Annotated in this window: 16 protein-coding genes and 1 pseudogene; 10 read left to right on the top strand and 7 right to left on the bottom strand. The window is 70.9% G+C overall.

Features of this window, described 5'->3' with window-relative positions; genetic code table 11:
* Positions 1-30: 30 nt before the first annotated feature.
* Positions 31-525, bottom strand: a pseudogene (locus tag C7C45_RS28945) (calcium:cation antiporter); the annotation flags it as partial.
* Between the two features lie 91 nt (positions 526-616).
* Between C7C45_RS28945 and C7C45_RS28940 the strand changes: the two are divergent.
* Positions 617-979, top strand: a complete 363-nt coding sequence (locus tag C7C45_RS28940; RefSeq protein ID WP_244200622.1) for a metalloregulator ArsR/SmtB family transcription factor — start codon at positions 617-619, stop codon at positions 977-979.
* Positions 976-1,491: an SRPBCC family protein gene (locus C7C45_RS28935; RefSeq protein ID WP_110567360.1), complete on the top strand. Its 516-nt coding sequence runs from the start codon at positions 976-978 to the stop codon at positions 1,489-1,491. The genes C7C45_RS28940 and C7C45_RS28935 overlap by 4 nt, the downstream gene beginning before the upstream one ends.
* A gap of 25 nt (positions 1,492-1,516) precedes the next feature.
* On the opposite strand, the gene mug is transcribed toward C7C45_RS28935, so the two are convergent.
* Positions 1,517-2,092: a G/U mismatch-specific DNA glycosylase gene (gene mug / locus C7C45_RS28930; RefSeq protein WP_110567358.1), complete on the bottom strand. Its 576-nt coding sequence runs from the start codon at positions 2,090-2,092 to the stop codon at positions 1,517-1,519.
* 74 nt (positions 2,093-2,166) lie between these two features.
* Between mug and C7C45_RS28925 the strand changes: the two genes are divergently transcribed.
* From C7C45_RS28925 to C7C45_RS28910, 4 genes are all read left to right on the top strand, one after another.
* Positions 2,167-2,910 carry an SAM-dependent methyltransferase gene (locus tag C7C45_RS28925; protein WP_110567356.1) on the top strand — a complete coding sequence of 248 codons (744 nt, stop codon included), beginning with the start codon at positions 2,167-2,169 and terminating at the stop codon, positions 2,908-2,910.
* Positions 2,911-3,077: 167 nt separating this feature from the next.
* On the top strand, positions 3,078-3,806 hold the full coding sequence (locus C7C45_RS28920; protein WP_110567355.1) for an alpha/beta fold hydrolase: 729 nt from the start codon (positions 3,078-3,080) through the stop codon (positions 3,804-3,806).
* Between the two features lie 556 nt (positions 3,807-4,362).
* Complete coding sequence (locus C7C45_RS35925) at positions 4,363-5,562, top strand: ThuA domain-containing protein (RefSeq protein WP_110567353.1); 1,200 nt, start codon at positions 4,363-4,365, stop codon at positions 5,560-5,562.
* Positions 5,563-5,649: 87 nt separating this feature from the next.
* On the top strand, positions 5,650-8,481 hold the full coding sequence (locus C7C45_RS28910; protein ID WP_110567351.1) for a PQQ-dependent sugar dehydrogenase: 2,832 nt from the start codon (positions 5,650-5,652) through the stop codon (positions 8,479-8,481).
* Between the two features lie 48 nt (positions 8,482-8,529).
* Here C7C45_RS28910 and C7C45_RS28905 read toward each other — a convergent pair whose 3' ends face one another.
* Entirely contained in the window at positions 8,530-9,474 is a 945-nt protein-coding gene (locus tag C7C45_RS28905) for an acyltransferase domain-containing protein (protein WP_110567440.1), read from the bottom strand.
* A gap of 187 nt (positions 9,475-9,661) precedes the next feature.
* Between C7C45_RS28905 and C7C45_RS28900 the strand changes: the two genes are divergently transcribed.
* Together C7C45_RS28900 and C7C45_RS28895 are read left to right on the top strand one after the other, a co-directional pair.
* A complete protein-coding gene (locus tag C7C45_RS28900; protein ID WP_110567349.1) occupies positions 9,662-10,489 on the top strand; it encodes an ABC transporter ATP-binding protein in 828 nt (275 codons plus the stop codon).
* A complete protein-coding gene (locus C7C45_RS28895; RefSeq protein ID WP_244200621.1) occupies positions 10,486-13,092 on the top strand; it encodes an ABC transporter permease in 2,607 nt (868 codons plus the stop codon). The genes C7C45_RS28900 and C7C45_RS28895 overlap by 4 nt, the downstream gene beginning before the upstream one ends.
* 34 nt (positions 13,093-13,126) lie before the next feature.
* Here the strand turns inward: C7C45_RS28895 and C7C45_RS28890 are convergent, their stop codons facing one another.
* From C7C45_RS28890 to C7C45_RS28880, 3 genes are all read right to left on the bottom strand, one after another.
* Positions 13,127-13,777 (bottom strand): response regulator, encoded by a 651-nt coding sequence (locus tag C7C45_RS28890; RefSeq protein WP_110567345.1) that lies wholly within the window; start codon positions 13,775-13,777, stop codon positions 13,127-13,129.
* The gene (locus C7C45_RS28885; RefSeq protein WP_110567343.1) at positions 13,765-14,961 is read right to left on the bottom strand and encodes a sensor histidine kinase; all 1,197 of its coding nucleotides are present in this window, start codon (positions 14,959-14,961) and stop codon (positions 13,765-13,767) included. Before C7C45_RS28885 ends, C7C45_RS28890 begins: the two co-directional genes overlap by 13 nt.
* A gap of 226 nt (positions 14,962-15,187) precedes the next feature.
* Positions 15,188-17,473 carry an MMPL family transporter gene (locus tag C7C45_RS28880; RefSeq protein WP_110567341.1) on the bottom strand — a complete coding sequence of 762 codons (2,286 nt, stop codon included), beginning with the start codon at positions 17,471-17,473 and terminating at the stop codon, positions 15,188-15,190.
* A 184-nt stretch (positions 17,474-17,657) separates the two neighbouring features.
* On the opposite strand from C7C45_RS28880, the gene C7C45_RS28875 reads away from it, so the two are divergent.
* Complete coding sequence (locus C7C45_RS28875) at positions 17,658-18,143, top strand: MarR family winged helix-turn-helix transcriptional regulator (RefSeq protein WP_110567339.1); 486 nt, start codon at positions 17,658-17,660, stop codon at positions 18,141-18,143.
* A gap of 161 nt (positions 18,144-18,304) precedes the next feature.
* Entirely contained in the window at positions 18,305-19,258 is a 954-nt protein-coding gene (locus tag C7C45_RS28870) for an NAD-dependent epimerase/dehydratase family protein (RefSeq protein WP_110567337.1), read from the top strand.
* On the opposite strand, the gene C7C45_RS28865 is transcribed toward C7C45_RS28870, so the two are convergent.
* Positions 19,215-19,664: a GNAT family N-acetyltransferase gene (locus C7C45_RS28865; protein WP_110567335.1), complete on the bottom strand. Its 450-nt coding sequence runs from the start codon at positions 19,662-19,664 to the stop codon at positions 19,215-19,217. The two genes, C7C45_RS28870 and C7C45_RS28865, sit on opposite strands and share 44 nt — an antisense overlap.

Here is a 19,664-nt window from a genome sequence, read left to right as displayed (position 1 = left end):
CGGTCACCGCGGTCAGCGCGAGCAGCGCGAGCTGAACTCCGGGCCCGGCCGGGCCGTGGTGAAGGTCGGAATGACCAGACTCAGGGTGGCCAGGGTGACCACGGTGGCCAGGGCCCCGCCGGTGCCCTCCGGGTTGAACACGGCGACGCGACGGCGCAGCGCCCCGAGCAGCAGGGACAGGCCGAGTATCCCGTTACAGGTGATCATGACGGCGGCGAAGACGGTGTCCCGGGCGAGCGACTGGGTCTTCTCCGGTCCGCTGATCATCAACGTGACGATGAGGGCTACCTCGATCACGGTGACCGCGACGGCGAGCACCAACGACCCGTACGGCTCCCCCACCCGGTGGGCGACCACCTCCGCGTGGTGCACGGCGGCGAGCACCGCTCCACCGAGCAGCACCGCGACCACCACGATGATCAGGCCGGGCAGGTCCCGCCCCCAGGTGACGATCAGCACCAGGACAGCGAGTACGGGTACGACGACGGTCCAGTCGGTCACGCGGGAGCGAAGCAGGGCGGCCATGCCGTACAGACTGCCAGGGCAGGTGATCATGTGCCCACCATCGACGCAGCGGTCGACACCAAACCCGTAACTTATGGGTTACGCTTCCGATGTGGACGAGGTGGCCACCGCGATCGCGGACCCGGTACGACGGCACATCCTCACCCTGCTGCGCGACGAACCACTGGCCGCCGGCGACATCGCCCGGCGATTCACGATCAGCCGGCCCGCGATCAGCCGTCACCTGCGGGTGCTGCGCGAGAGCGGGCTGGTCCGCGACGAGTTGGTCGGCCGGCAGAGGATCTACCGCCTCGACCCCGGCCCACTCTCCCCGCTGGTCGACTGGCTCGCCGGGCTCGTCACCACCGAGCGGTGGGAACGGCACCTCGACGCCCTGGAGACCGAGGTCTATCGCACCCGCCGAGAGCGCCGCAGCAGCGGCCCGGCAGAGCACCGAAGGGAGCACACGGCATGACCCGTACGCCCGCCGGACGCCTGTTTCGCACCGCCACCGGCCACGACCTCGTCCTCACCCGGACGTTCCGCGCCCCGGCGGCGGACGTCTGGGCCAGCCTGACCGAGTCGGATCGCACGGCCCGCTGGTTCGGCCCCTGGGAGGGCGACGCCACGCCCGGACGGACCATCCGGGTCCAGATGGCGTACGAGGAACAGCAGCCCTGGTGTGACGTCCGCATCGACGCGTGCGAGCCCCAGCAACGCCTCGCCGTGTCGATGATCGACAGCTACGGCACCTGGCTGCTGGAGCTGTCGCTGACCGAAACCGACGGCACCACCGAACTGCGGTTCGTCCAGCACCTCACCAGCGTGGAGGGCATCGCCGAGGTCGGCGCCGGCTGGGAGTACTACCTGGACCTGCTCGTCGCCTCCCGGGACGGCGCACCCCGGCCCGAGTTCGACGACTACCACCCCGCCATGCAGCCCTACTACCAGGCCCTGGCCACCGAGGTCGCCACACCGCACGCCTAGGCCCCGCGCACGCCTGGGCCTCAGCTCACGCGTCGACCTCCAGCGCACGCCGCAGCCTCGCGAACTCGGCGGTCAACGCCGGCAGCGGGAAGTGCGCGTTCAGGCCACTGGGGTTGGGCAGCACCCACACCCGGGCCGGGCCCAGCCGATCCGGCTGCGGACCCAACCCGGCCCTGGGCCGGACAAAGGCGATCCGGTACGCGGTCACCCCGAGAATCGCCACCCACCGCGGCCGGTACCGCTCGGCCTTCACCGCCAACCCCGCCACCCCGGCCACCAGCTCCGCCGACGTCAGTTCGTCGGCACGGGCGGTGGCCCGGTTGCTCAGGCTGGTGATGCCCAGGCCGTGTCGCAGCAACTCGTCGTGCTCCCACGGGCGCAGCTCCCGGTCGGTGAAGCCGCCACCGTGCAGGGCCGGCCAGAACCGACTGCCCTTACGGGCGAAGGGCAATCCCACGGCGGCGGAGTAGAGACCCGGGTTGAAGCCACAGAACAACACCCGCAGGCCGGGACCGATCACGTCGGGCAGGCCCCGACCGGCCGCCGCCGCCACCTCCGGCGGGGTCGGCCGCCGAAACGGCCCCGACCGCTGCGCGTCCACCCCACCGATCCTGCCGTACGCGCCGACACCGGACCCGGCGCACGCCGACGATCACCACTTGGCACCCTCAACGGATGCAGTCAGCCGACCACCTCGCCACCAGCCGCTACGCGCGGATGCGCTGGAACACTCCGCTGTCGCAGGAGCACGCGGCGCTGCTGCTGCAGCGACTCGACGTCCGCCCCGGCGCGCGCGTACTCGATCTGGGTTGCGGTTGGGGTGAGCTGCTGCTGCGGGCGGTCGCCGCCGGGGGTGTGTCCGGCCCGGTCGCGACGCGGGGCGTCGGCGTCGACACCGACGGCGCCGCCCTCACCCGGGGGCGGCGCCTGGCCGCGGACCGGTCGCTGAACCGGCACGTCGCCTTCGTCATGGGCGAGGTCGCGGCCTGGCAGGAGCCGGCCGACCGGGTCCTCTGCATCGGCTCCGCGCACGCCTTCGGCGGCACCGACGCCGCCCTCGACGCGCTCGCCACCCTGGTCCGACCGGGGGGAAGGCTGCTCTTCGGTGACGCGTACTGGGACCGTCCCCCGCCGCCGGAGGTCGAGCAGATCTTCGGCCCGGAGGTCGGGACCCTCCCGAGGCTGATCGAGGCCGCTCGGGAGCGGGGCTGGCGGGTGCTGCACCTGAGCACCGCCGACCAACGGGAGTGGGACGACTTCGAGTCCACCTGGCTCGCGGGCCGCCAGGAGTGGCTGCTGACGTACCCGGAGGATCCCCGCGCCGCCGACGTCCGCACGGAGCTCGACGACCGGTTGCGCCAGTACGTCGGCGGCTACCGGGGCGTCCTCGGCCTCGCCTACCTCGTCCTCGGTCGGTGACCGCCCGCCGTCGACGCCGCTGGACCCTCGCAGCGGACCCGGCACGTTGACGGTTCGAACCCTCGGCGTTCGGCCCACCAACCAGCCCGGCGTACGGGAGAGTGTCAGGTGAGAACTGTCGTCGGCGGCTGAGCGGTGGCACCGCGTCGTCGCGTGCGGAGGTCCAGATGAGTGACACGTCCCCGGCCGAGCCCGCCAGCAATGTCGTCCTGGTGCACGGCGCCTACGCCGACGGCTCCTCCTGGTCCGACGTCATCCCCCTCCTGCAACGGGCCGGGTTGACCGTCACCGCCGTGCAGAACCCGCTGACCTCCCTGGCCGAGGACGTCGCCGCCACCAACCGCGCCCTCGACCGCCAGGACGGGCCGACGGTGCTGGTCGGTCACTCCTGGGCAGGAACGGTCATCAGCGAGGCCGGCAACCATCCGTTGGTCTCCGCCCTGGTGTACGTCGCCGCCCGCGCACCGGACGCCGGCGAGGACTACACCGCGCTCGCCGCGAAGTACCCGACGCCGCCGGCGAACGCCGGTCTCGTCCACCACGGCGGGTACGCGCAGCTGAGCGAGAGCGCCTTCCTCGACGACTTCGCGGGCGGGGTCGACGCGACCCGCGCACGCACCCTGTACGCGGCACAGGGGCCGATCGCCGACGACCTCTTCAAGGGCCGTACGACGACCGCCGCGTGGCGCGACAAGCCCTGCTACTACTCGATCTCCACCCAGGACCGCACCACGGCACCCGAGCTGGAACGGTTCCTGGCCGAGCGGATGGACGCGACCACGATCGAGGTCGACTCCTCGCACCTCGCCATGGTCACCCACCCGGAGGCGATCGCCGACCTGATCCTGATGGCCACGAGAGGCGCGCGGGGTCCCGTACCCTCCGGCCAGGGTTAGGCAGCGACCCGGACCGCCACCGCCGGTAGCGCCTCCGCCGGTAGCGCCTCCGCCGGTAGCGCCTCCGCCGGTAGCGCCTCCGTCTGGCGGACCCGCCGTGCCGGGGATTGCGGCGGGGTGCGCGGCACGGACCCCCGCTTCAGGTGGTGAGAGCCGACGAGCGCGGGCTTGACGGAGCGCAGACATCGGAGGTTTACTGCCTCAGCGATGCAAGTCGATACACCTCGATCATCCACACTGGCCGATCGAGGTCGTCGGCGGCCCCATCGCGCATGGTCGTCGCCGCCGCGCCAGCCGTCTCCTGACGCTGTCGGTCTCGACTGTGACGCTCCCCCCTCGGCGGGCGGGGAGCGCCCGCGCACGGCGCAGCGTCGCGCACTCCCCCGCGGGACGACCGTCCACAGGCATGGCACCACCCCGACACCACCGCGCCACCCGCAGCACCTCAGCCGAGCATCGGCGGCCCGGCTCCGTACCACCGCCAACTCGGCCCCGGCGAGGCCGCACGTCCAGCGACGCGCGCGCCCGGGTCGACGCTCAGCAGAGGAGCAAGAGCATGCGTTCCCGTTCCCGTTTGTTAGGTCTCGTCACCGGCGTGGCCGTGTTGTTGGCCGGCCTGGTCGCCCTTCCGACGCAGGCCTCGGCGGCACCCCTGACCAAGGTCCTGGTGTTCAGCAAGACCGCCGGCTTCCGCCACTCGTCCATCCCCAACGGCATCGCCGCGATCCAGCAGCTCGGCTCGGCCAACGGCTTCACCGTGACCGCGACCGAGGATGCCGGCCAGTTCACCACCTCCAACCTGGCCCAGTACCAGGCGGTGGTCTTCATGTCGACGACCGGTGACGTCCTCAACGCCAGCCAGCAGACGGCGTTCGAGTCGTACATCGCCGCCGGTGGTGGGTACGTCGGCGTGCACGCCGCCGCCGACACCGAGTACAGCTGGCCGTGGTACGGCTCGCTCGTCGGCGCGTGGTTCGACTCGCACCCGGCGATCCAGACGGCGACCGTGAAGATCGAGGACCGGACCAACCCGTCGACCGCGCACCTGCCCAGCACCTGGTCCCGCTCCGACGAGTGGTACAACTACCGCACCAACCCCCGGTCCAGCGCGCGGGTCCTGGCCAGCCTCGACGAGTCGTCGTACAGCGGTGGCAACATGAGCGGCGACCACCCGATCACCTGGTGCAAGGCCTACGGTGGCGGACGCGCCTGGTACACGGGCCTCGGGCACACCGAGGCGTCATACACCGACCCGAACTTCACCCGGATGCTGCTCGGCGGCCTGCAGGTCGCGGCGGGTTCCGTCAGCGCCGACTGCTCGCCGCGCACGACGACCCCGCCGACGACTCCGCCGCCCACCCCCGCCGGCTCGACCCTCAAGGCCCGCGCCAACAACCAGTACGTGAGCGCGCCGAACGCCACCACCGCGCTGATCGCCAACAAGACCTCCGTCGGGACCAGCGAGCGGTTCGACCTGGTCAACCTGGCCAACGGCAACGTCGCGCTGCGCGCCAAGAGCAACGGGCAGTTCGTCGCGGCGGAGAACGCCGGGGCTTCCGCGCTGATCGCCAACCGGGCCAGCGCCGGCGCCTGGGAGACGTTCCAGCTCGTCCGCAACTCCGACGGCACGGTGAGCCTGCGGGCCACCGTGAACAACCGTTACGTCGCCGCTGACAACGGGGGCGCCTCCCCGCTGATCGCCAACCGGACCACCATCGGGCAGTGGGAGAAGTTCGACCTCGTCACCACCAGCTGATCGCGCCTCGACGCGCTCTTTCACCACCCCCACCTGGCCGTGGTGCGCCCCCGCACGCCCGGCCCTGGTCGTCGAGAAAGGACGATCATGCTTTCGAACCCCCGGCGCTGGTCCCGGGCACTCATCGCGGCGGTCACCACCGTCGCGAGCGTGACCCTGGCCGTGGCCGCACCGTCCACCGCTCAGGCGGTGGTCATCCCCGCCTCCGACTATCAGCAGGTCAAACTCGCCACCGGCTCCGCCGAACTGGGTGAGGCCATGTCCCTGGCCGTGCTGCCCAACCGCTCGGTGCTGCACACCGCCCGCAACGGCGTCCTGCGGGTCACCGACGTGAACGGCAACACCAAGACCTCCGGCACCCTGTCCGTCTACACACACGACGAGGAGGGGTTGCAGGGCGTCGCCGTCGACCCCAACTTCGCCACCAACCGGTGGATCTACCTGTACTACTCGCCGACGTTGAGCACCCCGTCCGGGGACGCCCCGACGACCGGCTCGCAGTCCGACTGGGACCGGTGGAAGGGGCATCTGCGGCTGTCCCGGTTCACGCTCAACAGCGACGACACGCTCAACCTGAGCAGCGAGAAGATCGTGCTCCAGGTGGCCAACGACCGTGGACAGTGCTGCCACGTCGGCGGTGACCTGGACTTCGACGCCGCCGGCAACCTGTACCTGACCACCGGCGACGACACCAACCCGTTCGAGTCCTCCGGGTACGCGCCGCTCGACGAGCGGACCAACCGCAACCCGCAGTTCGACGCCCAGCGCTCGGCCGGCAACACCAACGACCTGCGGGGCAAGCTGCTGCGGATCAAGCCGCAGGCGGACGGCACGTACACCATCCCGTCGGGCAACCTGTTCGCCCCCGGCACGTCGGGCACCCGTCCGGAGATCTACGCGATGGGTCTGCGCAACCCGTTCCGGATGAGCGTCGACAAGGCGACCGGTGTCGTCTACCTCGGTGACTACGGCCCCGACTCCGGGTCCACGAACTCCAGCCGTGGCCCCTCCGGTCAGGTCGAGTTCAACCGCATCACGGCACCCGGCAACTTCGGCTGGCCGTACTGCACCGGCAGCAACACCAGCACTGAAACATACAACGAATACACCTTCCCGTCCGGGCCGTCGCAGTCCAAGTACAACTGCACGGGCGGGCCGACCAACAACTCGTTCCGCAACACCGGCCTCGGCACGCTGCCCGCGGCGAAGCCGGCCTGGATCAAGTACGCCGGCGACTCCGGGTCGCCGTCGGAGTTCGGCAGCGGCTCCGAGTCCCCGATGGGTGGGCCGGTCTACCGGTACAACGCCTCGCTCAACTCCAGCATCAAGTTCCCGCAGTCGCTGGACGGCCAGTTCTTCGCCGGCGAGTACGGCCGCCGGTGGATCAAGCCGATCAAGATCAACTCCGACGGCTCGCGCGGGGAGATCTCCAGCTTCCCGTGGAGCGGCACCCAGGTCATGGACATGGCCTTCGGCCCGGACGGCGCCCTGTACGTGCTGGACTACGGCACCGGTTCGAACAACCAGGCGCTGTTCCGGATCGAGTACATCGGTGGTGGTAACCGCAACCCGATCGCGGTCGCCTCGGCCAACCCCACCTCGGGGTCGAACCCGCTGACCGTCAACTTCTCCTCGGCCGGCAGCTCCGACCCGGAGGGCGGCGCGCTGAGCTACCTGTGGACGTTCGGCGACGGCACCACGTCGACGGCGGCCAACCCGACGAAGACGTACACCACGAACGGCACCTACTCCCCCACCCTGAAGGTCACCGACCCGACCGGCCTGTCCGGCACGGCAAGCCTGGTCGTCACCGTGGGGAACACCGCCCCGACGGTGACGCTCACCTCTCCCACGGATGGGCAGCTGTTCACCTTCGGTGACACGGTGCCGTACCAGATCTCGGTGAGCGACCCGCAGGACGGCACGATCGACTGCGCCAAGGTGAGCCTGACCTACGCGCTGGGTCACGACAGCCACGCGCACCAGATCACCTCGAAGACCGGTTGCAGCGGCACCATCACCGTCCCGACCGACGGTGAGCACGACGCGGCGGCCAACATCTACGGTGTCTTCGACGCCGCCTACACCGACAACGGTGGTCTCACCACGCACAGCATCAAGACCCTGCAACCGAAGCACCGGCAGGGTGAGCACTTCACCGCGCAGTCCGGTGTCCAGGCCACCGACCACACCAACGCCGAGGGTGGCCGCACCGCCGGGTTCATCGAGAACAACGACTGGATCTCGTACCAGCCGTACAACCTGTCCAACGCGAACCGGTTCACCGCCCGGGTCTCCTCGGCCGGTGCCGGCGGCACCATCGAGGTCCGCGCCGGGTCCGCTACCGGCACCCTGCTGGGCACCGCCACGGTCCCGGTGACCGGTAGCTGGGAGACCTTCGTCGACGTCTCCACCGCCATCACCAGCCCGCCCGCCTCGACGACCACGCTCTACCTGGTCTTCAAGGGTGGCTCGGGCAACCTGTTCGACGTCGACGCGTTCACCTTCACCACCGGCACCACCGCCCCCAGCGGGGGGATCACGCTGCGGGCGCAGGTCAACAACCAGTACGTGTCGGCCGTCGGCAGCAACCCGCTGATCGCCAACAAGGCCTCCGTGGGGACGACCGAGCAGTTTGACCGGGTGGACGCCGGCAACGGCAACATCGCCCTCCGCTCGCGCGCCAACGGCCTGTACGTCTGCGCTGACAACGCGGGCGCCAATCCGTTGATCGCGAACCGCACGACGATCGGACCGTGGGAGACGTTCCAGATCATCAACAACTCGGACGGGACGGTCGGTCTGCGGGCTCTGGCCAACAACCAGATCGTGGCCGCCGAGAACGCCGGGGCGGGGTCGCTGATCGCCAACCGTACGACGGTCGGGTCCTGGGAGAGGTTCACCCTGACCACCGGCTGACGGGTGGTGGGCCCGGCCCGGTCGGTGACCAGGCCGGGCCCGCCGACCCTAGATCGGGAAGCGGCCGTGCCGCCAGTGCCAGTGGCGGCCGGCCCTGAGGTGGTCGACGATCGCGCGCTGGAGCACGGTGCGGCGGGGCAACTGGTCGAGCGGCGTGCTCAGGGTGCGGAACACGAAACGCAGCACCTCGACGTCGGCGTCCGGACCGTCCTGCTCCTGGTAGGGGTCCAGCTCGAACATCTGCTGGAACCGGGCGATGTTGGAGCCTTCGGGCAGGTATTCCCGCAACTGCGGGTCGAGCAGCCACGAGCCGCAGGAGAACGCGGTGTAGGCCTCGTCGGGGAAGTGGCGCGGGAAGAACGCACGCGCGTCGTCGAGCGACGCCGCGACCGCCTCCGGGGTCAGCGGCCCCGTGTCGGGGACGTGCAGGCCGATGGCCCCGTCGCCCGGGTGGTGTTGCAGCCGGCCCAGCTCGTAGACGCTGCCGCGAACGTGCAGCGTCAGCCAACTCTGCATGACCGGCCAGCCCTCGCGGCGCATCCGCCGGTCGATGGCGAGGTTGCGGCCCAGGTCCGCGAGGCTCAACCACGACACGGCATCGGGGATGCCGTGGTCGCGGTGGTAGCCCCGGGCGACGTCGACCAGGGCCAGGTACGCGTACACATACAGGTGCTGCCAGGCGGGCCCTCGTTCGCGCGGCAGCTCCGGACCGGGCGACAACCAGCCGTGACCGCCGAGGTCGGCGCGGACCAGGGCGATCGAGCGGTCGAGCAGCCAGCGCAGCTCCGGAGTCCACAATGGCGAGTCGGGGTCGGGCCAGCCCGCCATGATCTCGGCGGCGTCGTCCGGTCGCACCGCGAGCCGGTCGAGGATCACGGGCGCGTCGGCCCTGGCGGGCAGCGGAGCCGACGGTCGATCGCCGGCGAGTTGGTGCACGCGCTCGACGTCCTCGACGGGCACCCCGAGCCGCGCGGCGATGGCGTCCAGATCCACGCCGACGACCCTACCGGCGCGGCGGTCTCTGGTAGGTGCCCGGAACGTGAAACGTCGTGCCCGCAGACTCAGGAGTTCGCCGCCCTGAGCGTCGTACTGCTTCACCGGCACTACAGCCAGCTGTACCTCGTATTCGGTGGCGTGCGGTATCGGCACCGGGCAGCCGTCGTTCCTAGCATCGGACGGCATGAGATCACTCAGGGGCCCGTCGAGACGGCGCGTCCCGCAGGCCGAGACCGCCGCGACCGACCCGCTAGACACCCCCTCAGTGCCGACGTCCGGAACATCGTCCTACGCCGTGCGCCTGGAGTCGGTGTCGAAGGAGTACGGGTCGGGAAAGAACGCGGTACGGGCTCTCGACGCGGTGACAGCCGCGTTCCCACGCGGTACGTTCACCGCCGTCATGGGCCCGTCCGGATCGGGCAAGAGCACGTTTCTGAACTGCGCGGCCGGCCTGGACCGGCCCACGTCGGGCCGGGTCATGCTGGGTGACACGGAGTTGTCCGGCCGGCCGGAGAGCGAGTTGACCGAGCTGCGGCGCGACCGGATCGGGTTCGTCTTCCAGGCGTACAACCTGCTGGGGGCGCTGACCGTCGAGCAGAACGTCACGCTGCCGCTGCGGCTGGCGGACCGGAAGACCGACCAGGGGTTCCTGCGAGAAGTGCTCACCGCGGTCGGCCTCGGCGAGCACGTCAAGCGGCGGCCGGGCGAGCTTTCCGGCGGTCAACAGCAGCGAGTCGCGGTGGCCCGCGCGCTGATCACAAACCCCGAGGTGGTGGTCGCGGACGAGCCGACCGGTGCCCTGGATACCCGGTCCAGCAAACGGGTTCTGGAACTGCTGCGGCATGTGGTGGACGGCATGGGGCAGACGGTGCTGATGGTCACCCATGACCCGGTCGCCGCCTCCTTCGCCGACTCGGTGGTGTTCCTCGCCGACGGCAGGATCGCGGGCGAGCTGACCCGCCCCACTGCGGAGCAGGTTGCGTCGCGCATGACGCACTTGGGCGAGTGGTGATCCGGCGCATTCGGCGGTTGGTCCGCCTCGTGGTGCCGTACCGCAAAGATCTGTCGCTGGCATGGAGCACGATCAAGGGGCGCAAGGGCGGTTTCGTCGGCTCCTTCGTCGCGATCGCCGCGGGCTCAGCGGTGATCACCGCCTGCGGGACGCTGCTGGTGTCCGGGCTTGGCACCGGCGTGAGCCCCGAGCGCTACTCGGGAACGGCGGTGGTCCTCGGCGCTCAGCAGTCGTACTGGCTGGACGAGACCTCCGAGGTCCGCTACAGCGAGCGCGTCACCCTGCCCGCCGACAAGGTCGCCGCTGTCGCCGCGGTGCCCGGTGTTGCTTCGGCCCTCGGAGACGTCAACGTCGAGGTCAGCGTGCTGACCTCGGACGGCGACGCGGTGGCCGGCCCGGACGGCTTCCCGGTGTTCGGGCACGGCTGGTCCACTGCGGCGCTCGCGCCGTTCCGGGTCCGTGAGGGCCGGGCGCCCGCCGCGCCCGACGAAGTCGTGCTCGACACCGACCTCGCCGCGCGCGCCCACGTGTCGCTCGACGCGACGGTGCGCCTGGTGGTCGGCTCGATCCCGTCGTCCTACCGCGTGGTGGGCATCGCTACCGCGCCGGGGGACGGGTTGGACCGGCAGTCCGCCGTGTTCGTCACCGACGACCAGGCGACCACGCTGTCCGGCCGTCCGGACCGGGTGGACGCCATCGGCGTGCTCGCCGCGCCCGGTGTCACACCGCAGCAGTTGGCCGAGCGCATCACGGCCACCGTGCCGGGCGTGGTGGCCCACACCGGCGCCGGACGCGGCGACGTGGAGTTCCTGGACGTGGGCGACGCCCGCAGCCTGGTGGTCGAGACGGCGGCGTCGTTCGGCGGCACCATGGTGCTGATCGTGGTGTTCGTGGTGGCGAGCACCCTGGCCCTGTCGGTGCGCCAGCGCAGACGAGAACTGGCCCTGTTGCGCGCCATCGGCGCGACACCCCAGCAGATCCGCTCGATGATCGGCGCCGAAATGACAGTCGTGTCGTCGGTGGGCGCCGTGGTCGGCGCACTGCCTGGCGTGGGACTCGCGTTCGTCATGCGCGGCGTGTTCGTCCTCGCGGACGCGATGCCTCCGGACTTCCAGATGCGGGTGGGGTTGTTGCCCGTCCTCGCTTCGCTGGTGCTGTGCATGACCAGCGGCCGGCTTGCCGGCTGGCTGGTCGCACGTCGAATGGCCAAGGTCAGCCCGGTCGAGGCGCTCGGAGACGCCACGGTCGAGCCCAGGAAACTCGGCTGGATCCGGCTGACCATCGGCGTCCTACTCATCCCGCTCGGCCTGCTGCTGACCCTGGGCAACGTCGCGTCGCCGGGCGACTCGGCCGCCGATACCGCGGGGAGCGCGGTCCTGTTGTTCGTCGTGGCGCTCGGGTGTCTCGGACCCCTGCTGCTTCAGGGCGCCATCGTGCTGTTCGGCTCGCTCGTGAACCGGCAGTCCACGGCCAGCGGCTTCCTCGCCCTGGCCAACGCGCGGGCCAACTCGCAGCGGCTGAGTTCGGCCACCGTACCGCTGGCCATGGGCGTGACCCTGGCCGCCGTGCAGGTGTTCGGCGCCTCCACGGCGATCGCGGGGGCGCAGCACCAACTCGAGGACGGCCTGCGTGCCGACCACGTGCTGACCGCGTCGTCCGGCGCCGGGGTGTCTCCGGAGGTCATGGACGCCGTGCGCGGCCTGCCCGGCGTCGCCACGGCGACGCCGGTGGCACGGATGCAGGTGCTGTTGACCTTTCCGTCCGAGGACAGCACCGCGACCAAGGTGTTCGCCGCCCAGGGTGTGGCGCCCGTTCGGCTCTCCGAAACCATGGATCTCGCGGTGGACCAGGGTGACATAGCGGAACTTAGGGGCGAGGCGGTGGCGCTGAGCCGGATCGTCGCGCAGACCGTCGGCGCGAAGATCGGCGGGACGATCGAGCTCCGGCTCGGTGACGGCACGCTGGTCAAGCCACGGGTGGCGGCGATCTACGAGAACAGCCTGGGTTTCGGGGATGTCACCCTGCCCAACGACCTCGTCGTCGCCCACACCACCGCTCGAACGGACACCGCGGTGCTGATCAGATCGGTGGACGGGACCGACCCAGAGGCACTCACCGCCGCGCTGCGTGGCGCCGTCGAGCGCTACCCGACAGTTCAGGTCGGCGACCGGCAGACGTTCCTGGCCACCCCTGGGCCCGGCGGCTCGGGTGACTGGGCGCTGAACCTGCTGTTCCAGACCGTACTGCTCGGCTACATCGCCATTGCCGTGGTGAACACCCTCGTGATGGCCACGACAGCGCGGGTTCGCGAGTTCGCGATGCTGCAACTCATCGGCGGCAGCCGAGACCAGCTCCGCGCGATGATGAACGGCGAGGCCAGGATCGTCGTCTCCTCGGCGCTGCTGTTCGGTCTGCTGGCAACGGTCCCGCCGCTGATCGGCATCAGCCTCGGACTGACGAAGTCGCCCGTTCCCAGCATTTCCCTCACCGGGCTCATCGCGATCGCGGCGCTCACCATCGCACTCTCCTGGGGCGCGATCAGGATGGCCACCCGGTACGCGTTGCGACCCGCGCCGGTGGACGCGATCGGCGGGCGCGAGTGACCAACGACGAAGACCGGACCAGATCAGCGACCGTTCAGGTGGCCCGCGCGGCGTTGAGGTAGGCGAGGACGGCGAGTACGCGGCGATGGCCGCTGTCGGTCACCGCTAGGCCGAGCTTGGCGAAGATGTTGCCGATGTGCTTGTGGACACCATTGTCGGTGATGACCAGCTGCGCAGCGATGGCGTTGTTGTCGTGCCCCTGTGCCATCAACGCGAGCACCTCGTGTTCGCGGGGAGTGAGGGCGGCGATCGGGTCGCCGGCGCGTTGGACGAGTTGCGCGATGACATCGGGGTCCATTGCGGTACCACCGGCGGCGACGCGACGCAGGGCGTCGACGAACTCGTCCACCCGGCTGACCCGGTCCTTCAGGAGATAGCCGACGCCGCCGCCGGTGCTGGAGAGCAGCTCGGCGGCGTACTGCTGCTCGACGTATTGCGACAGCACCAGGACCGGCAGACCGGGGTGCTCCCGGCGGGCCTGCAGGGCTGCTCGGATTCCTTCGTCGCGAAACGACGGCGGCAGCCGGACATCGACGATCGTAACGTCGGGTCGGTGCTGTCGCACGGCGGCGAGAAAACCCACCGCGTCATCGGCGATGGCGACGATCTGGAAGCCCGCGCGCCCCAACAGCAGTTCCAGTCCGGTGGACAGCAGCACGTTGTCTTCGGCGATCACCACCCGCACGGCAGCTCCACGGTGATGGCCGTCGGCCCGCCGGCCGGGCTGTCGACTTCGAGAGTGCCGTCGAGGGCGAGTACCCGACGACGGATGCCGGCTATGCCGGTGCCCCGCCGATCGTCGGCGCCGCCGGTACCGTTGTCGGTGACCAACACTGACAACCGGTCCGCCGTGCGGCTGACCCGTACGCCGGCCGCGGTCGCTCGGCTGTGTCTGGTGACGTTGGTGAGTGTCTCGGCGACGGCGAAGTAGACGACGGCCTCCACGGCGGGCGGCACCCGATCGAGGTCGCCGACGTCCAGCCGCGTCGGCACCCCGCAGCCGGTGGTCACGGCCGTCAGGGCACCGTCCAGACCCCGGTCGGCGAGAATCGGCGGATAGACGGATCGGATCACCCCGCGCAGTTCGGTCATCGCCTCTTCGGTTCCTTCGTGTGCGTCCCGAAGGAGTTCTTCCACCAACCGCTCGTCCCGCGGATTGTCGGAGAACGCCTGCCGGGCCACGGCCAGCCGCATCGCGATGGCCACCAGCCGGGCCTGGGTGCCGTCGTGCAGATCGCGTTCGATCCGGCGCAGCTCCGCGCCGTGCGCGTCGAGCACGTCGGCGCGGGTGCGAGTCAACACGGCAACCCGCTCGGCGAGCTGTTCCTCCGTCGAGTCCGACAGCACCGCCAGGCAGATCCGCGCGTGCGCGCGAGCCAGCGGCGGGAAAGCCACGTACGCCAGCGCGGTAAGCAGGAGGATCTGTAGTGGACCGAGGGTGAGAGCTGTCGCCCAGCCCGTCACCGGAACGTCGATGAACAGCCGTGGCCGATCCTCCAGCCCGAACGCCCACCACAGTGGCGTGGCGATCACAGCGAGGACGACGTTACCCACGCACAGCAGGGCGGGCAGGCCGAACACCACACCGGTCATCGCGTTCACCGGCAGCCAGAGCAGCGCGCGAGATGTGCGGACCGTGACCGGACCGGCCCATGCCCGACGTCCCGTCGCGCGCCGAACAGGACGCGACGCCGACGCCGCACCGAGTAGCCTGCTGGCACGCTCACGGTGCCAGTTCGCCCAGAACCGGGCGAGCCGCAGGATGCACAGCAGCGGCAACGCGAGCACCGTGGCAACCCCGGAGACCAATGAGCCCAGCAGGTAGACCCCGCTGCGCCCCACCTGCTCCCACCGCCGGCCCGACGTCACGGGATGTCGTTTCCCCGCACCCGCCGAGGAAGCTCGCCTTGCCGACACGGCGTCGAGTCTGCCCGGTGGTCGCCGCCCATGCCATGCCAGCCAGCCGGCGGCCAACCAGCGACGCAGCAGCTCAGTGGGCGATGCACCGAACAGCACAGCTCAAGTAGTTCGGCATCATCCACCTCGACAACCTACAGAGCCAGCCAGCCACCGTGGGCCCCGACCGGCGGGACGCTCACTCGCCGACACGCGCCGCCGGGTTCAGTTGCGCCATCGGCTCCGGGGGTGCGGCCGGTACGGCGGCCGGTTCGGACTCACTGAGGCCGATGCGGCGGTGCAGCCGGCGCAGCGGACCGGGTGCCCACCAGTTGGCGGTGCCGGCCAGCCGCATGAACGCGGGCATCAGCACGGCCCGGATCAGGGTCGCGTCGACGAGCACGGCCAGCGCCATGCTGACCCCGAGCATCTGCAGGAACCCGACCCGGCCGGTCGCGTACGCGGCGAAGGTCAACGCCATGATCCCGGCGGCGGCGGTGATCAGGGGCCCGCCGCGCTGGATACCGGTGGCCACCGAGCGGACCAGGTCGCCGGTGCGGTCGTACTCCTCCCGGATCCGGGAGATCATGAAGACCTCGTAGTCCATGGACAGGCCGTACGCGACGCAGAACATCAGGATCGGGATGCTGGGTTCCATCCGGCCGGTGGCGGTGAACCCGATCAGTCCCGCCCCGTGCCCGTCCTGGAAGACCCAGACCAACGCGCCGAACAGCACCGACAGGCTCAGGACGTTGAGGACGGTCGCCTTCACCGGAACCAGCAGGCTGCCGCTCATCAGGAACAGGATCACGAACGTCACGGCCAGCACCAGCACGATGACCAGCGGCAGCCGGTTCAGCAACCGGTCGCGGAAGTCCGTCATGTCGGCGGGGAACCCGCCCACCAGGACCGGGAAGGGTGCCTCGACGGCCCGTACGGAGCCCACCAGGGCCGGCACGTCCCCGTCGAGGGCGGCCGTGGTCGGGATGACCGACAGCCAGGTGCCGCGCTCGGCGTCGAACCGGTCGGTCGGCGGGCGGACCTGCTCGCCCCCGCTGAACGAGCCGGCGCGGGAGTCCACCTGGAACACCCCGGGCAGCCGGGACAGCGCGGCGGCGTAGCTGGCGACGTCGGCCTCGCGCGTCGCCGGGTCGGCCAGACCCGCGGCGACGACCTGGATCGCGTCGCTCTGCTCGACGGCGAAGTCGGCGCGGATGTGTTCCTGCACCAGGCGACTGGTCGCGTCGGCGGGCAGGATCCGCTCGTCGGGCAGCCCGAAGCGGACGCCGAGGAAGGGCGCGCCGAGCAGCAGCAGGATCACCACCGCGGCGCCGCCGATCAGCAGCGGCCGGCGCATGACGCCGAGGGCGAGGCGGTACCAACGGCCGCGCTCCAGGTCGGGGGTCGCCGTGACACCGCGCCGGGCCACCCGGGCCCCGAGGCCGGCCAGCGCCGCGGGAAGCACGATCACCGCGCCGAGCACCGAGGTGGCCACGACCAGGACCCCGGCGTACGCGAAGGAGCGCAGGAACGGGAACGGCAGGGCGAGCAGTATCGCCAGCGAGGCCGCGACGGTGACGCCGCTGAACACGACCGTCCGGCCTGCGGTCTGGGTCGCACTGGCCGCCGCCGAGGCGGCGTCCCGGCCGCGGGCGAGTTCCTCGCGGAACCGGAAGATGACGAACAGGCTGTAGTCGATGCCGAGACCGAGGCCGAGGACCAGGGTCAGGTTCGCGGCGAACGTGGACACCTCGGTGAACAGGGTGATCACCCGGAGCAGGGCGAGGGTGGTGAGCATCGCGAACAGCCCGACCCCGATGGTGAGCAGCGCCGCGGACAGCCGGCGGTAGACCCAGAGCAGCAGCAGGAACACCACCGGCAGGACGACGACCTCGGCGCGGATGAAGTCCATCCGGGCCTGGGTGGCGACCTGACGGAACACCTCGTCCTGCCCGCCGACGGCCACCGTGATCGGACCGCTGTCACGGGTGAAGCGCGGCGACAGGTCGGCCAGCGCCTCACGCGCCTCGGTCGCCGAGCCCGGCAGCCAGGCCACCACCAACGCCCGGGTGCCGTCCTTGCTGCGCAGCGCCGGGCTGGAGTCGTACGTCCAGTAGGAGCCGGCGTCGGCGACCTCGGCCTGCCCGCTGAGTTCCGTGGTCAGCGCCCGACCGGCCTCGGCGACCTCCGGGCTGTCGACGGTGCCGGCCTTCGCGGTGACGAGCAGCAGCAGGTTGGGGCTGCCGGTGCCGAACCGCTCGTGCAGCAGTGCGTCCGCGCGGACGGACTCGGCGCCGGGCGACTCGAAGCGGGACAGGGACAGGGCGTTCATCGCGCCGGCCCCGAAGACGCCGGCGAGGACGGTGACCAGCGCGGCCAGCACGAGTACGGTGCGCCGGCGGGCGGCCAGCAGGCGGCCGAGCCGGTACAGCCGCGAGGCGTCGTGGCGCCCGGGCGGAGCGGGGTACGGGTCCAGGGCGGACATGGGGCGCTCTCCTACTCGGGTACGTCGGTGGACTCGGCGGCGGGATCGTCGGTGCCGCCGTCGCCGAGCCGGAACCCTTGCTTCAGACCATGCGTCCTTCACGCCATGCGTACGTTCTGCATACCATAGGTATGGCGGATCATATGCACGGCCTACGGATATTGCCAAGACCTAAGCTGGGCGCATGGCGCGACGGAACGGTGAACAGCAACCCACGGGTACGACCAGCCCGGGCTCGGCGATGTCCGGCCGGACGGGTTTCCGGTTGATCAAGCTGGGCGAGCTGGCGATGGTCACCGCCGAGCGAGCCCTCGAACCCCTGGGCGTACGGCCCCGGCACTTCAACGTGCTGGCCACCCTGGCCGCCGACGACACACTGTCGCAGCAGGACGTCAGCCGGCTGCTCGGCATCGACCCCAACGTGCTGGTCGGCGTCATCGACGAGCTCGAGAAGCAGGGGCTGGCCGAGCGTCGGCGCAATCCCCAGGACCGGCGCCGGCACGTCGTCGCGCTGACCGACGCCGGCTGGCAGGTGCTACGCGACGGCGCCGCCCTGCTCGACGAGGCCGAGGCCGCGTTCTTCGCCGAGGTCCCCGCCGCCGAACTGGCGGTCCTGCACGAGGTCGCCGCCCGGCTGCTGGCCCGGCACCCGGCGCCGATGAAGCGCTGACGGCGGGACGAATTCGCCGCCAGCGCTCCCCGATCGGTGCGCCGGGCTGTCCTGCCCGAACTCAATATCGGGTTGTGACTCCGACCGCCAGTGACCGACGCCCGGTCGGTCGCGGCGCCCGTGGCTTGACAACCAGCCGGTCCCAGAGTGGACGATGCAGCGTGCGAATTCTCGTGGTGGGTGGCAGTGGCCTGATCGGCGCTCACGTCGTGGACGTGCTTCGCGAGCGCGGCCACGCCGCGACCACAGTCGCACGGACGGCCCGCCCGGGTGTCGACCACCTGGCGGATGTCGAGTCCGCCTCGGTCGACGAACTACGGCCGCTGCTCGCCGGTCACGACGGCGTCGTGTACGCCACCCGCACCGACGAGCAGCGGCCACTGCCCAAGCCGATCTATCCGCAATTTCGCCGCGACAACGTCGAGCCGGTGGTGCGCCTGTTCACGGCCGCCCGCTTGGAGGGTCTCACCCGCGGTGTCGTGATGGGCTCGTATTACACCCACTTCGACCGGCTGCGTCCGAAGTGGCGGCTCGCTGAACGGCACACGTACATCCGGTGCCGGGTCGAGCAGGCCCGGGAGGGACGAGCGGCGGCCGGGACGGGCCTGCCGGTCGCCGTACTCGAACTGCCCTTCGTGTTCGGCCGGGCCGGTGACCGGCTGCCGAACTGGGCCGGGCCGCTGGACCGGTGGGCGCGCTCGCGTACCCCTCTGGTCGCCCCGACCGGCGGGAGCGCCGCCGCGTCGGCCCGCAGTGTCGCCGAGGTCGCGGTGGACGCCCTGGAGCAGGCCAGCGGCGCGGACATCCCGGTCGCCGACGAGAACCTCACCTGGGACGACATGCTGGGGCGCATCACCGAGGCGGTCGGCCGACGCCGCCGCGTCGCCCGTCTGCCGTCCGGCGCGGCGAAGGCCGCCCTGCGACTCGGCGGCGCGATGCAGGCCCTCGGCGGCAAGGAATCGGGCATCAACCTCAACCACCTCGCCGACCTCCTGCTCGCCGAGCTGTTCATCGAGCCGACGACCGGCCGGTCGCTGGACCCGGCGGTGCGCGAGACCTTCCCCGCCGCACCTAGCGCTGGGGCGCCGGTGGTCGGGCGAGATACGCGGTCTTGACGTCGGGCGCGAACCCGCAGGCGCGGTAGAAGGCGTGGGTCGCGGGAGTGCGTGAGCCCGTCATCAGCATCGCCTTGTAGCAGCCCGCATCCCATGCTGCCTGGAGCGTGTCGGCCATGATCCGGCGACCCAGACCGGTGCCTCGGCGCGACTCCTCGACGACGACGTTCTCGATGACGGCGTAGGGCGATGCCGACCGGCTGAGATTGGGGATCACGTTGAGGTACGTCGTGGCGACGACAACCCCATCCAGTTCGAGGACGAAGAGACGCAGCCCTGGAGTGCCGAGGATCTGCTGGAAAGCCGCTGCGTCAGACCCGTCCTCCAGCACCGGATCGTCCGGGTTCAGCTGCCGGTAGAGACGCATGATCTGCCCGAAGTCAGCGGGTCGAGCCGTACGGAACAT

The sequence above is a fragment of the Micromonospora arborensis genome (assembly GCF_003205615.1).
Classification (GTDB): Bacteria; Actinomycetota; Actinomycetes; order Mycobacteriales; family Micromonosporaceae; genus Micromonospora; species Micromonospora arborensis.
This window is presented reverse-complemented; position numbering and strand designations above follow the sequence as displayed.